This is a genomic window from Paenibacillus sp. HJGM_3 (assembly GCF_045062745.1).
Lineage (GTDB): Bacteria > Bacillota > Bacilli > Paenibacillales > NBRC-103111 > Paenibacillus_AA.
In genome coordinates, this window is record NZ_JBJGED010000001.1 from 177,690 (window position 1) to 192,557 (window position 14,868).

The following is a 14,868-nucleotide window of genomic DNA, read 5'->3' on the forward strand; positions in this document are numbered from 1 at the left end:
GTTTGAAATTCCCGACTTTACCTATCTATACCTGCTGCACCTGATCCGGGTCGCGGTTCAACGATTCCATAAGGCGCTCCACCTCCGGTTCGGCCCCACGGCCGCGTCTTAACAACCCCATCCCGATATAGATGACGGCGGAGACCAATACGGGTGAAGCTACCAGGACGGCGGTACCCGCGACCCATACATACTTCACAAGGACAAACGTGAGAATTCCCCCTACCCAGGACACGATGGCCGCCGTCGAATTGCTATGCTTGAAAAGGGGCAGCAGCCCGAACAGCATCGGAATGGAGATAGGCCCCACCAACGCTCCGAACCAAGTGATAAGCAAGCTTAGGATGCCGCCGAAGGAGTTGGCGTTTATGGCGATGATCAGCGTCGCGGCGGTGAAGATGACGGTGGTGAGACGGGCCGCCCGCAGGGAAGCCTTTTCCCTTAACGCACGGTATTTCGCCGACAACACCGGCAATATATCGCGGGTCACGACCGAGGTGACGGCATTCGCGTCCGAGGTGGTCATTGCCATCGTATGAGCGAACATGGAGGCCAGCACGAGCCCCACCAAACCCGGCGGCAGCAGCTCTTTGGCCATAATGGAATAAGATTCGGTCGGATTGGCCAATCCGGGGAACAACAGAGGAGCGGCCCACATCGGGAAAAACAAAATGAGCGGCCAGATCAAGTACAGTGCCGAGGACAAGTATGCCGCCTTCCGGGCATCCGAGCCTCGCGGAGAGGCGAGATAACGCTGCGCGAGATTCCACGTTCCCCCGTTATAGCTCAGAAAATCGATCAGCAGGTAGGCAAGGACGAAACCGACCGTATACGGACCGACGAACGGCTCGCTGTGGCTCGGGGGCAGCTGATCCCAGATGCCGCCGATGGAGCTGACGCCTCCTAATTTCACTAAGACGATGACGAACATGGCGATCCCGGCGACCAATTGCACCACGAACTGAGCGAAATCGGTCAAGGCATCCGCCCATAAACCGCCGACCGTAATGTAGAATAGCGAAATGATCCCGGACACTAATATCCCCGTCGTAATCGAGACCCCTGCGAAAACGTTCAGAATGACCGCAATTGCGGCCCATTTCGCCCCGACGTCAAACAGCTTCAGCAGCACCCCGCTCCAGGCCATCAGCTGCTGCGTCGGAACATTATACCGGCTCGACAAATACTCCATCGGGGACTCGACGTTCAGCCGCAAACGCAATCGCGCCCAACGCGGAGCGATATATAATCCTCCGAAGAAAACGGCGATCGCAACGGGAACGGCCCACCAGATGTATAGCGTAAATCCGTAAGTATAAGCGACTCCGGCATAAGCGACAAAGACGGCAGCACTGTAGCCCGACATATGGTGGGAGATCCCCGACAACCACCATGGCATCTTGCCGCCGGCGGTAAAAAAATCTTTCGTGCCCTTCACCTGCCTGAACGACCAGATCCCAATCGCGATCATAAGCAAAAAATAGAGCGCCATTACCACCCAATCCGCTGCGGACATTGAACCAATCTCCTTTCTGCTCCACGCATACAGTAGGTATCCCGCGAGACCACGCATCCCTATCATGTTATTAAATCAACCGAAATTGTATGAAACAGAAAAGGAATCCAAATTGGATCACACGAAGCTAGGGCACAACAAAAAGCAGCTGTCACAGGGTTCATCTGCGACAACTGCTTTGGGCGTTCTTATTTCTCTAATGCTTGCTTTAAAGCTTGAATCTCGATTTTATCCATCTGGAGCATCGCTTGCATAACGTTATTCGCTTTCCGGGCATCCGGGTCAGCCAGCAGCTCGCCCAGAACCGTCGGAACGATCTGCCACGACAGGCCGAATCGGTCCTTCAGCCAGCCGCACCGCCCGGGTTCCCCTCCATTAGCCGTGAGCTTCTCCCACAGCTCGTCGACTTCCTCTTGCGTCGCGCAGTTCACATAGAACGAGACGGCCTCGTTAAACTTGAAGTGCGGCCCGGCGTTCAGCGCCATGAACCTCTGTCCCTCCAGCTCGAAAGTCGCGGACATCAGCGTTCCTTTGGGAAACGGCGCACCATCGCCATAGCGGGTCATGTCGTACGTCTTCGCATTTTTGAAAACCGAGCTGTAGAATTGGATCGCTTCTTCGGCGTTGTCATTGAACCACAAGAAAGGGGTGATTTTGTTTGCCATGAACGTTCATCTCCTTGGATCTTTAAGTTTATCGATGCTTTTGTTCGCTTAACGATACAGCGGGCCGATGCCGGCGGCGAACTTGTCGAGCGACTGGTTCATGCCAATAACGGCGTATTTGGACATTTGGCCCAGCGTCCAGTCGTGTTCGGTGATCGTCAGTTCCGTTCTGGCCTCGCCTTGGGCTTTGAATTCGAGGACGAATCGGACCTCTCTCGGAAAATCCGGCGGCATCCCCACTTGAGCGGGGTCTATGGAATTGCCGTCTGCGTCTGCCAGAGTCTGTGTAAATTCAAGCCGTTCATAAGGCACGATCTTCGTATAGACGCCGGCGGAGTAGAAGTCTTGGCCTCCCTGATCTTGGGGGGCCCGCATGCAGAACAAGTACTTCCCGCCTTCGCGAAGATCGATCTCGCAGCTCGGCGAGGTATAATGCGCCGGCCCCCACCAAAGCGGCACCAGCTTGGGATCGGTCCAGCCTTTCCATACCCACTCGACCGGGATGTCGAAAACGCGGGTGATAACGAGGTCTTGCTTGTTCGAATCTGAGTTCATTAGGAATCCTCCTGGTTGGTCTTGTTTTGGGCGGCTTTCGCCATTTCTGCTCTATGACGGCCTCGAAAGTGGTAACTTGTTCCTGTATTTATATTAAAACATTTTATTTATAAAGTAAATACTTTAATACAATTTTTCTGACTTATTTTTCAAATAAAAAATGGCACGAACCCCTGTTAGGTTCGCACCATTCTGTACTTTTATTTTAATTAGGCACCGTCACTTGTGCTGTAGCATTTCCGATGTTTCCTGCCTCATCCGTAATGGTGTAAATGATCGTATAAATACGCCCCGTTCCTTTGCCTGAACGCTCTGCACGGAGGCTGAACGATGTATCGTATTCTCCGAAATCCGCGTCTTGAATATCACCGGTCGTATCTCCATCGCCTGTTCCGTTATCCGGTTCGTTGCTAGTGATGGAAGTAAGCACCAGGGAAGCGATCCCCGAACCTGTCCCGTCCGCCTGCAGCTCCACTTCGATCGGGATCATTTGATGATTCGGAGGACCGAGCACCGGCTTATCGACGGTGATATTCAGGGTAGGCACCCTTTTATCGATGTTGGACACGACCGCTGTAGCCGATCCTCGGTTGCCGCCCGCATCCACGAATTCGAACGTGAATGATCCGTTTTCACTGAAAACATGGCTGAACGAACCGTTATTGTTCGTTACTGTGATCGGCTCGCTCGGCTCTATTGTCGCCGTCACGTCCTGATGGGTCGGTGAAGTTATATTGTAAGAAACCGTTGCTGTAGGAGGAACGTCCAGCGATACCGTAATGCCATAAGTTTTGCTTGTGCCTTGTTCCGAGATCACAACGATCTCAATGGGATTCACTCCGGGAACGAGTTCGATCGGATTGGAGGCCGAACCGCTGGTTACGGCAGCTCCATTCACTTTCACGGTTGCTTGGGTATCCGCAGTTGTCGGTGTCACTTGAATTTGGGCTGAAGCTCCATGAACGGTCAACTGATACTGGGTGACGGCAGGATCGAAAACCGGCGTCAACCCGGGAAGCGATGCTCCGTTATCGGAAGTAAATCTTAAGCCGTTTAAATCGTTGTTCCCGGAAGGCCAGCCTTCGGCAATTTGTGCGGTATCGCTTTTTTCATAATTCACACCGTTATGGCTTACCGTATTTCCACGCAGGATGATTCCCGTACCGGCCTGAACCTGAATGCCTCCGGTATTGCCGACAATTTGATTGTCCAAAATCTGAATGTCTTGCGGGTCGCCTTGGCCGATGTTGCCTGCGTTCCGATCCCCGAAATCGTGCTCTAATAAAATCGCCCAAAAATTGTCTCCGGTACTGTTTCGGATCGTGTTGCCGCGAATGATGGTTCGGGGTGCGTTCATCACATCGATCCCGGTGCCGCCTGCAAGGACCGTATTCTCGATCAGGTTGCGCTCGATGATCGTATCCGGCGTGCCCATGGTGATCGAAATTCCGTCCCTGGCATTCACAATATGGTTATCGTGGATGTAGTTCTTCGGCCCGGATGCGCTGTGGTTGCTCGGCGCGGTTCCTCCCGTATTGCCAAGCCCGACACCGCCGCCGGTGTAAATATCCGAAATTACATTGCCGTGGATTTCGTTCAAGTACTCCAATTCGCCGTGTAGATCGATCGCATCCAGTTGCGAACGGCGGAACACATTGTTTCGAATCACGTTATTGTGTGCCACGTTTTGAATCAATGCTCCGTGACGCAGATACGGGCCTTCGAACGTATTATTTTCCGCCAAATTCCAGATCGTATCATTGGCAAAGCCCAATCGGTCGACTTTCGGCATCCCTTGGATGGCAACGCCGTACCCGGCTCCGCCTGGACCTACATCGGCAGCGTTTCGGAACAGGCTGTCACGTACGACGACATCATGGCTGTTATCGATCCGAATCCCCATTCGGCCGTATTTCTCGATCGTCACATGGTCAATCGTCACGTTATAGGACGGGGTATCGCCGGCATTGGCAATAATGATTTGGCTGTCCGGCCCTCCGCCATCCGGGTTGTTCGCTCTTGTGTCCGTTGAATAGGTGCCGTTCCAGGATGAGGTCAACGTCATATTGGAGATGGCCACGTTATTTTGCGCCGCCGCTTTAAGCGCCGTGCTGTTTCTAACCTTATTCAAGCCGGTTTTCAAGATCGTACCGGTTTGGCTTTCTCCGCGCAGATTGATTCCCGATTTCAACGAAATGTTAATCACTCCGTCAGGAGACGTGATCAGATTATACGTCCCATTCGGCAAATACACCTCATCACCCGGCTTCGCAGCTTGAATGGCAGCCTGAATCGCGGCCGTATCGTCCTGGCTGTTGTCCGCCGGGTCCGCACCGTAATGGAGCACATTCATCGTTTGACCGGTGACCGGGTTGGGCGTATGAAGCGGGTGGGCCGATCCGTCGGCATTCGTCATGCCGGGCTGAGTGAATGGCACCGTACCCGGAGGCGGCCCTGGAATGAAATAAGGGATCGTCGCAACCGGCGTATCTCCCGCGCTGAACGGTGCGTACACATGCACTTCCGTCAAACTGAAAAAGGTAGAACCGTCCGAGTTGCCGTGACCGACAAGCCGTACGTATCGTGCCTCGGTATCCGGAATATCGAAAGCTTGCATCGCTGTCGTTCTATAAGGGGTCGTGCCTGTAAATCGGGTAACCCAGTTCACAGCATCTTCCGAGGTCTGAATATCCAACTGGGTCGATCGCACATCTCCTTTGTAGAAGGCAATGCCGAGATACCCGACACGCTGGGTTGCACCGAGATCAAACATAATCCATTGTCCGTCACCAGAGGCAGACCAGCGTGTATACAAGTTATTGTCCAGCGTGCCGATTTCAATGTTCCCATCGTTGCTGCTAGCCGTAACTCCGTCTACCCCAAGCGCCGTGATCGGCGACGAGAGCGTAGACTTGGTAGAAGCGGGACCATTGCTGCTGGAATTGCCCGCGGAATCCGCCGCTTCCACTCTGAAGGCGTAAGCCGTTCCCGCTGTCAATCCGGTTACATTGTAAGAGGTTCCCTCTGTCACTGTAGCCAGCAATTCATTGTTTTGGTAAACGCGGTATTGGGTCACCCCGATATCATCGGTCGCCTGGGGCCATTTAAGGGTGATGAAGTCCATGCCCATGTTCACGGCGGATAACATGCTGCCTGCAGGCCAAGTGGGCGGGGTCACATCGTTAGATGTATCGATCACTTTTTTGGCGATAAGCGAGGGCTTCGGATTGGAGCCGGTCGCTTCCTTGGAATAGAGATTGAAGGAGATGCTTTTCGCCGCGATGTCTCCGACCATAAACGTCACCGAGCCGTCCGCCATGTGGCCTCTGACATACTCCGTCACATCCACAGAATAAGCGACGGGTGGGGACCCGTTCGGCGTATTCACTGTAAACTTGCCGATCGGCGTCGCTTGGGCCGGATCGATAACCGATGCGTTATTCCACGTCAAGGTTTTCTCCGACCAGGCAGTGTCCTCAACACCTAAGACAGATACATCTACATTGGTGTTGCTGGAGCCCATTTTAGCGCCGAGATTTAAAATGAATTTGTAAGACGGGTTGTTCACCCCGGCCAAATTAAATTTAAAGTAGGCATACTTTTTGGTAGTACCGCTTGAGTTGATACTAAAAAGGCCGGAGGTTGTGCCGTTGGTGGAAGTATCGATATTGGTCGTCGGCTTGCTGCTGTCTATCACCGCATCATCGGTTATGGCCGCTGTGCCGGCGTCCGTCTCGTAAGCATAGCTCGGTACAGCCATAGCGAAAAATTGTGCGATAAGCATAAAGCATAGACCAAGTACGAGTTTCTTACGTATTTTGAATCGCATCCTTTCACTCCTCTTCCTCGTTTTGGTAGCGTTTTCAATTCGATTATATAGGATGGCTCAGATAGAAGGTTATGGAGTTTCTTTAGGTCGTCTTGGATATTGTTTAGATTGAGGCGACTGGAGTGTCGATCCCATCCGGTAGGGCGAGCCGAAAGAAGAGGCCCATGCTGTCAGCATGGGCCTCTCTCTCTCATTCCGTAGTCACAGACTGGATGTGACCCGGGCGTTTGCGCTCCGCTTTCGCGTATGTAGAAGAAACAGAATGGACCAACACATGCCGTAAGGCAAGGCTAGCCACGACCGCCAATCCTGCTCGCTCAGCAACCCGAAACAAATCGCCGCCACCAAGATCAGAGCCCGAATCCACAATGCGTAACGTTTGCCCAAGGCGAAACTTAGCGTGAGCATACTGACCGCTGTCAATATCCATCCGATTGCCACAGCAGGCTGGGGATCGCCGCCCAAAGCTTGATTGAACCGGCCAATCGCCATGAGTAGAATCGCTACCGGAACAACGCCCAAGCTGATCTTTGCAGCAAGCCCGAGAAACGCTCGTTCGGCGCTTAGCCAAACCAGCTGGCCGAAGGCCAATAAGAGGATCGCGGCAATCAATATCCCATGAACGTCTTCGCCTTCCCGATATCCCCCTGCAGGAGCGGGCGGATACAAGGAAACCTTCGTCCAGCTAATGATCCATAAGAGTCCGCCGAGGACTCCAATCCATCGCAACCATTTCAATCCCGGTTATCCCCTTTTACCCGAAATTAACGCTTCACAGGCCTGTTCCCGCCCATTCCCGCAAAGCGGGCAGCAGCCGTTCGGCGTCCTCATAGCCTTGACGGTAGAGGGCCTCGAGCTTGGCGGGATTACGCTCCACGCGCCCCACAACCAAAGGAACCTCAGGCCGAATAATAAACGTGGATCCTTCCTTGGCGGAGTGTTCGATGTAATCGAGGGTAGCATTATATACCTCATGGCGGTGCAACATCGCCCGAACCAGCTCCGGGTAAGCTCGAAAAGCGCGCCGCAGGAGCCAGCCGTAGCTGTTCGGCTTTTTCCGGTAGCCTTCATTTCTCGTCAGGATGACGACATTCCGCGGACACCCGTCCAGCTCCGCCTTACGGACCGGGATCGGATCGGAGATGCCGCCGTCCAGCAGCTTCCGGCCCTTGTATTCCACGATCGGGGCCATGAACGGAAGCGAGCTGGAAGCCCGAAGCACGGTCAGCGTATTGAAATCGGGCTCGTTCTTCGCATAGTAAACCGGCTCGCCGGTCTCGCAGTCCGTCGTGCCGACGACCATCTGCTCCGGCGTAGTGAGAAACGTCTCAAAGTCAAACGGCACCAATCGGCTCGGAATTTCGTCAAAGATGAAATCCATGCCGAACACTTGCCGCTTGCGCCATAGATTCCCCCAGGACAGGTAGCGGGGGTCCGTCGCATAATCGATATTGACGACCCGGTTCCGGTGGCGCTGCCGGGACAAGTAGCTCGTCGCCATGCAGGCGCCCGCCGAGACTCCGATGACATAGGGGAAGATGACCTCGTGCTCCGCGAAGCATTCCAGCACACCCGCGGTATACACTGCGCGCATCCCGCCGCCTTCCAGCACCAAGCCGACGCGGCTCCAATCGTTCCCTTCTCTCTCGCTCATTTCACCGTACCGAATCGCTTGATCGCCCGGACTTTGGCGCGCTGAATCTCGACCTCGCGGTTGCGGGGCTCGGCGTTCGTCACTAGCGCGTCCAGCAGTCGCTGGGCCACTTCCGCGACCTCATCGATCGCACGGTTGAACGCCGCTTCGTTCGCCTTCGATGGTGTGTTGAAGCCGGACAGCTTCCTCACGAACTGAATCGCGGCTGCCCGGACCTCGTCTTCAGTAGCGGGCGGGTCGAAGTTATATAACGTTTTGATGTTGCGGCACATGGCGGTTCTCCTCTCGTGAGACGGGATTATACGTAAATCTGCTATCTTCCAGTTTAACACATTTCGACGGATGGCATGCAGCTTGTTGGGAAGGTCAATTCCAGTGAGCAACCGACGTAAATGAGCCTAATCGATTGTCCCCAACCCAACTACTGCGCATGATTGCCCGTACTAATCTAGGCTAAGAAAATCATGACGGATGGTCCTTGGCGGCGGCGTTCAGTTAGGCGCGTGGGGCGGGCAGGCAGAGGGGTTCGGACCGCTTGCTCAAAATCTTGTACTTTAATCAGAGGGTAGCACAAGATTTCAAAGGCGGACACTGTACGTTCAACGCCCGCTTTCAGCATGAGGGGGAATTCCTCCCCCTTTTTGATAGATAGGCCGCCGGATCGGCTCCATGTAGAGGAATTCCTCCCTCTTTTTCAATCGAAATCCGTCCAATCGGGGCTTTCGCTCGGAAAGAGAGGGAGGTTTTCCCCTTGATATCGCCGGAAGTCGTAAAATCGGCCCAAGGAGAGGGAGGTTTTCCCTCTCATGTAAGCGCCAAGTGTGTACGGGTTTCACCTCATGCCCTTCAGGGGCCGAAGCGGGTCATCGGATTCCGTCACTTCAGGCAGGTGCCCAAAGCCCGTATTTCGGAGGAAATACACATCTGCAGTTATCAGTGCGAGATCCCAATCCGGCTCATTTTCCGGTTACTACGGGCTCCAAGTCGCCATACAAGTGAAGGTGCATCCCGTTAGGATAATATCAAAAAAGCCGTTCGGCCGTACACAGGAGTACCCTGCGTAGGACCGAACGGCGTTCTATTGCCTTGGCGCCCGCCTAGCTCGCGGCGCCTCCCACGAGCCCCGCGGCATACAGCCGCGCGATATTCTCCGCGGCCTGCTCGAGCAGGGCCGCTCCTTCGCGCATCGCCTCGTCCAGCGTCAGCGGACGGTTCGCGATGCTGAACAGCGCGGTGAGCCCATGCGCGTACAGCTCTTCCACACCGTCGCCGAGGCCGCCCGACAAGCAGACGACCGGCACGCCGTGCTGCTGCCCGAGGGCGGCTATGCCCGCGGGCACCTTGCCGTTCGCCGTCTGCGCGTCCGTGCGGCCTTCGCCGGTGATGACAAGGCTCGCGCCGCGGATCGACTCCTCGAGCCGCGTGAGCGCGGTGAGCTCGCGGATGCCGGGCTTCAGCTGCGCCTGGCAGAACGCGAGCAAGCCCGCGCCCATCCCGCCTGCGGCGCCGGCGCCCGGCACATCGCGAACGCGGACGCCCAGATACATCGCGATGCGCATGGCGTACAGGTCGAGCCCCTTGTCGAGCCGCTCGATCATCGCGGGCGTCGCCCCCTTCTGCGGGCCGTACACGGCGCTCGCGCCGTTCGGGCCGCAGAGCGGGTTCGTCACGTCGCAGCACACGTCGACGGGCACCTCGCCCGCGGCGAGACGCGGATGCAGTCCGCTCACGTCGATGCGCTCAATGCGCTCGAGCTGCTGCCCGCCCGTGACGAGCTCGCGGCCCGCGGCATCGATGAAGCGCACGCCGAGCGCCTGGGCCATGCCCATGCCGCCGTCGTTGGTCGCGCTGCCGCCGATGCCGAGCAAGAGCCGCGTGCACCCGCGATCGAGCGCATCGCGCATGAGCTCGCCGGTGCCGTAGCTCGTCGCCTGCAGCGGGTTGCGCCGCATCTCGGGCACGAGCGGCAGGCCGGACGCCGCCGCCATCTCGATCACGGCCGTGCCGTCCTCCAGCACGCCGTAGAACGCTTCCACCGGCTCGCCCATCGGGCCGGTGACGGTTAGAGTGCGGCGCTCGCCGCCGATGGCGGTCAGCACCGCGTCGACCGTGCCCTCGCCGCCATCGGCCATCGGCACCTGCACGATGTCGGCCTCGAGGCCCGATCGGCCGAGGCCGGTTACGATCGACCGCGCGACCTCGACCGCGCTCAGGCTGCCCTTAAACGAGTCCGGCGCGACCACAATACGAACTCCACTCCCCCTAGAGGCGAGCTTCCCTGCTGATGCTTCGTTATGTTCCGTGCTGCTCATGCTTGATGTGTCCCTCCATTCCATCCGTTCGTGCTGTTCACTCCGTTTACCACATTCACCGTCTCGCCGCGTTGGAACGCAACCAAATTGTCGAGCGCCGTCTCCATCAGCCGGGCTCTCGCTTCCTTCGTCGCCCAGGCGATGTGGGGCGTCACCACGCAATTCGCGGCCCGCGTGAGCGGGTGATCGGCAGCGGGCGGCTCGACCGAGAGGACGTCAAGCCCCGCCCCCGCGATCACGCCGTTATTCAGCGCCGCGGCCAAGTCTTCCTCGACGACGAGCTTGCCGCGCGCCGTGTTGATCAGGAACGCGCTGGACTTCATCTGCGCGAGGAACGCCCGATCCACCATGCCGGCCGTCTCCGGCGTGAGCGGGCAATGCAGCGAGACGACGTCCGCCTCGCGCAGCAGCTCCTCCCGGCTCACCATCCGCAGCCCTTCGATCGGCGCCGGCTTCGAGCTGCGCGTCGAGGCGATCACGTGCATGCCAAGCGCTTGCGCCACGCGAGCGGTCTGTTCGCCGATCCGGCCCAGCCCGATGACGCCGAGCGTCTTGCCGTACAGCTCCACGAGTGGGGAGCGCCAGAAGCTGAAGTCCGCGCTAGCCGCCCAGTCTCCGCCGCGCACCGCTTCGCTGTGTGCGCCGACGCGGTGGCAAAGCTCGAGCAGCAGCGCGAACACGAATTGCGCCACTGAATGCGTGCTGTACGCCGGAATGTTCGTCACCGGAATGCCGCGTGCGGCCGCGGCCGCTCCATCGATGACGTCATACCCGGTGGCGAGCACGCCTATATATTTCAACCTCGGCAATTGTTGAATCACGTCCGCCCGAAGCGGCGTTTTATTCGTCCACACGATGTCCGCCTGAGCGGCCCGCTCAACGATCAGCTCTGACGGGGTCCGTTCATAGACGGTCACATCGCCGAGCTCCTCGAGAGCCGCCCAGCTAAGATCGCCTGGGTTCAGTGTGTACCCGTCCAACACTACAATGTTCATCTGCCTCACCTCACCGTAATACAATTCGTGCGAATTGTCCGGTTTCCTCCCCTTTTCGGAAAGGAATTTCTGGAATGGTGTCGAATATGTCCCGCAATCGAACCGTATTTTGCCATAAAATGCCCAAATTTAGCCATAATAACCCAGAGCCTCTACATTTGCGATACCTATCTTTTCCTGTGAAAGGCGTGCCCTCATGAATGCATTGACATGCGAAGTATTGTCCGCCGGGTATTCCCACCATACTAAACCGTTCCAAGTCGCGTCGCGAAAAGGGCTGCGCAACTACCTGATCCGCTTCCAGACGGAAGGTCTTTGCCGCGCCCTGGTCGGGGACGAGCTCGTCCTCATTCAGCCGGGCGACCTGCTGCTCTACAAGCCTACGGACCGGTACGAATTGCGCGTAGAGCCGGAGGTGCAGGCGAACGGAGAACTCGCGGTATTCAGCGGGGACTACTATTTTTTCTGCCAAGGCACTTGGCTCGACGAATGGTGGAACAAGTCGCCCAAGCCGCGGAAGGCGCACATCCCGCTCAGCGAAGACATCCTCAACCTGTGCCGGCATGCGGCTCTGGAGCAGCAACGGGTGAAGGGGCGCTCGAAGGAAATCTCGGACTACTACTTGCGCATTCTATGCCTGAGCATTGAGCGGATCTTGTCGGAGCAGGCGTTTTATTCGAAGAAAGGCAAGTCGTTCCTCGCCGTTCAGATGAAAAGCTATATCGAGGAGCACGCGCTCACTCCGCTGAAATTGGAAGAGGTGGCCCGGCACGTAGGGTTAAGCGTCTCCCGCGCGGTCCACCTGTTCAAATCCATTTTCGGCCAGTCCATTATGCAATATACGCTGCAGATCCGGCTCTCCATCGCCCGGGAGCGCATCCTGTTCAGCAAAATGTCGCTGGAGCAAATCGCCGAAGCGTCCGGCTTCAACAGCTACACGTACTTCTATCGGATGTTCCGGGCCCGGTACGGCATGTCGCCCAAAGAATACCGGAACGCCGACAGCCAGTTGGACGAGTAGCGCGGGCTCATAATCCGGAAAGGATTTCCCTTAGGAGTTGTAGAATTTACCAGTACGAGGTGAATTTCATAAACAATTACGAGGAGATGGCACATGAAGCTTAGGCAAGGCTCACCGGAAGAAGCAGGACTGGATCCGCAAAGAATTGTGGAAATGGAAAAAATGGTGCAAGGTTGGGCTCATAAAAAAGTATCTCAGGCTTTTGTCATCGCAGCAGCTCGTAAAGGCATTCTCGTGAGTCATAAAGCCTATGGGACCGCATCCCCCGATGCACACGCAGCTCCACTGTCGACCGATACGCTTTTCCCGCTCGCGTCGATTTCCAAACCGATTACGGCTACAGCGGCCATGATCTTGGTTGAACGGGGATTACTCTGCTTAAGCTTTCCCGTATCGTACTACATTCCGGAATTTGTCGGAGAAGACAAACATAAAGTGCTCGTTCATCAGCTGATGACCCATACTTCCGGTCTCCGCAATGTGGATGTCGCCGAACATTCCAGAAACAAAGAAGCGCTGGTCGACATCCCACAGGCTGAAGAAACCCAGCACCCTGAGATTCAACGAAGATTGTTTCTAGGCTACGACACACCGTTATGGAAGACTCCCGGAACGGAGATGTCGTACTGCGGGTATGGAGTCGAGCTTCTTGGTGAAATTATTCGAAGAATAAGCGGCCAATCGCTTGAACAGTTTTGCAGGGAAAATATTTTCAATCCTATGGAAATGAACGATACTTACTTTACTGTCCCGGAATCACGGCATAGCCATGTGATTAGGAGATCGGAAGATGTACCGGGAGGGAACTGGTTTCATACGCCAGAAGCGCTGGCGTTGCCGTCCGCGGCAGGCGGCGCCTATTCTACCGCGCTTGACATAGTTAAATTTGGTCAGTTGTTTTTGAACAAGGGCAAATATGGAAAGGAACGAATTTTGAGCTCCGCAGCCGTGACGGAAATGACACGGGACCAGATTCCGCATGTCTCGGCAACTTATGGTTCGCAATTTTTTGTGAATGCCTCCTATGGCTATTGCTGGCCGGTTAACGGCAACAAAAAAGATAGCGGCGACTTGTTTTCACCGAGAGCTCTAGTTTGCGGAGGTGCGGGCGGAGTCAATATAACGGTAGATCCGCACTATGAAACGGTCCAGGTCATCTTTTCGGTGGAAAGCAAAAGAAATGACGGACACCATGTTTGGTTCCCTTGTATGAATTTGTTCAATAATGCTATCATAGCTGCTATCGAAGATTGAGCTTGATCATGCAACAAAAATCGCCTGCTCCCCGGCCAAACCGGGAAACAGGCGATTTCCTTTTCCTACCTTACACCCACCACATCTCGCCCACAGGCTCGGAGATGAGAATTTGCTGCAGGTTGCTGACGGCTTTGGAGAAGCCCTCCTCCACCGACATCAGGCCGTCCTCGTGCTCGATGCTCACGACGTAGTCGTAGCCGACGAGACGAAGCGCGCTCAGGATGTCCGCCCACGTCTTCAGATCGTGGCCGTAACCCACCGTGCGGAACTGCCAAGCCCGGTCCAGCATCAGCGTGTACGACTGCATATCGGTCACGCCATGCTTGTTCACGTTGATCGGATCGATCGACGTGTCCTTCGCATGGAAGTGATGGATCGCGCCGGCCCGGCCGAGAATCTGGATCGCCTGCACCGGATCGATGCCTTGCCACCACATATGGCTCGGATCGAGGTTCGCGCCGATCACTTCACCAGCGGCTTCGCGCAGACGGAGCAGGTTGCCCGGCGTATGCACGGAAAAGCCTCCATGCAGCTCGAGCCCGATCTTGACGTTGCGGTCGGCCGCGTATTTGCCCCACTCGGTCCAGTACGGGATCACCTTTTGCTCCCACTGCCACTTCAGGATTTCCTGATAATCGTTCGGCCACGGAGCTACCGGCCAGTTCGGGTACAGCGCGTTCTCATGGTCGCCCGGGCAGCCGGAGAACGTATTGACGACAGGGACGCCGAGACGCTCCGCCAGATCGACGGTCTTCACGAACGTGTCGTGGAAGCCCTGGGCGATCGCCTTCTGCGGATGGAGCGCATTGCCGTGGCAGCTGAGCGCGCTGATGATCAGGCCGCGGGATTCCACGGCCTTGCGGAACGCTTCCAGCTTCCCGTTATCCTGCAGCAGCACGTCCGGATCGCAATGCGCGTTGCCCGGATAGTTGCCCGTGCCGATCTCCACCGCTTGCAGACCTTTGGACGCGATGTGATCCAACGCTTCCTCCAATGGACGACCGGCGAATAACACCGCGAACACTCCTAATTTCATACGAGCGCACCCACCCTCTATTTAGATT

The 14,868-nt window shown here is 56.2% G+C and carries 12 protein-coding genes; 2 read left to right on the forward strand and 10 right to left on the reverse strand.

Features of this window, described 5'->3' with window-relative positions:
- Positions 1-25 precede the first annotated feature (25 nt).
- From ACI5FR_RS00750 to ACI5FR_RS00790, 9 genes are all read right to left on the reverse strand, one after another.
- Complete coding sequence (locus tag ACI5FR_RS00750; protein WP_405448987.1) at positions 26-1,516, reverse strand: sodium:solute symporter family protein; 1,491 nt, start codon at positions 1,514-1,516, stop codon at positions 26-28.
- Between the two features lie 188 nt (positions 1,517-1,704).
- Entirely contained in the window at positions 1,705-2,181 is a 477-nt protein-coding gene (locus tag ACI5FR_RS00755) for a VOC family protein (RefSeq protein ID WP_405448990.1), read from the reverse strand.
- Positions 2,182-2,229: 48 nt separating this feature from the next.
- Positions 2,230-2,736, reverse strand: a complete 507-nt coding sequence (locus ACI5FR_RS00760) for an SRPBCC family protein (RefSeq protein ID WP_405448992.1) — start codon at positions 2,734-2,736, stop codon at positions 2,230-2,232.
- 205 nt (positions 2,737-2,941) lie between these two features.
- Positions 2,942-6,430, reverse strand: a complete 3,489-nt coding sequence (locus ACI5FR_RS00765) for a CBM96 family carbohydrate-binding protein (protein WP_405449784.1) — start codon at positions 6,428-6,430, stop codon at positions 2,942-2,944.
- A gap of 336 nt (positions 6,431-6,766) precedes the next feature.
- Positions 6,767-7,303, reverse strand: a complete 537-nt coding sequence (locus ACI5FR_RS00770) for a hypothetical protein (RefSeq protein WP_405448994.1) — start codon at positions 7,301-7,303, stop codon at positions 6,767-6,769.
- A gap of 34 nt (positions 7,304-7,337) precedes the next feature.
- The gene (locus ACI5FR_RS00775; RefSeq protein ID WP_405448995.1) at positions 7,338-8,219 is read right to left on the reverse strand and encodes a patatin-like phospholipase family protein; all 882 of its coding nucleotides are present in this window, start codon (positions 8,217-8,219) and stop codon (positions 7,338-7,340) included.
- Entirely contained in the window at positions 8,216-8,491 is a 276-nt protein-coding gene (locus tag ACI5FR_RS00780; RefSeq protein WP_405448997.1) for a DUF2277 domain-containing protein, read from the reverse strand. Before ACI5FR_RS00780 ends, ACI5FR_RS00775 begins: the two co-directional genes overlap by 4 nt.
- Positions 8,492-9,316: 825 nt before the next feature.
- Positions 9,317-10,531, reverse strand: a complete 1,215-nt coding sequence (locus ACI5FR_RS00785) for a glycerate kinase (RefSeq protein ID WP_405449000.1) — start codon at positions 10,529-10,531, stop codon at positions 9,317-9,319.
- A complete protein-coding gene (locus ACI5FR_RS00790; RefSeq protein ID WP_405449003.1) occupies positions 10,528-11,526 on the reverse strand; it encodes a D-2-hydroxyacid dehydrogenase in 999 nt (332 codons plus the stop codon). The genes ACI5FR_RS00785 and ACI5FR_RS00790 overlap by 4 nt, the downstream gene beginning before the upstream one ends.
- 196 nt (positions 11,527-11,722) lie before the next feature.
- On the opposite strand from ACI5FR_RS00790, the gene ACI5FR_RS00795 reads away from it, so the two are divergent.
- Positions 11,723-12,547, forward strand: a complete 825-nt coding sequence (locus ACI5FR_RS00795; RefSeq protein WP_405449005.1) for an AraC family transcriptional regulator — start codon at positions 11,723-11,725, stop codon at positions 12,545-12,547.
- Positions 12,548-12,640: 93 nt separating this feature from the next.
- Positions 12,641-13,801, forward strand: a complete 1,161-nt coding sequence (locus ACI5FR_RS00800) for a serine hydrolase domain-containing protein (RefSeq protein ID WP_405449008.1) — start codon at positions 12,641-12,643, stop codon at positions 13,799-13,801.
- A gap of 70 nt (positions 13,802-13,871) precedes the next feature.
- On the opposite strand, the gene ACI5FR_RS00805 is transcribed toward ACI5FR_RS00800, so the two are convergent.
- Positions 13,872-14,840: a sugar phosphate isomerase/epimerase family protein gene (locus ACI5FR_RS00805; protein ID WP_405449010.1), complete on the reverse strand. Its 969-nt coding sequence runs from the start codon at positions 14,838-14,840 to the stop codon at positions 13,872-13,874.
- Positions 14,841-14,868 lie beyond the last annotated feature (28 nt).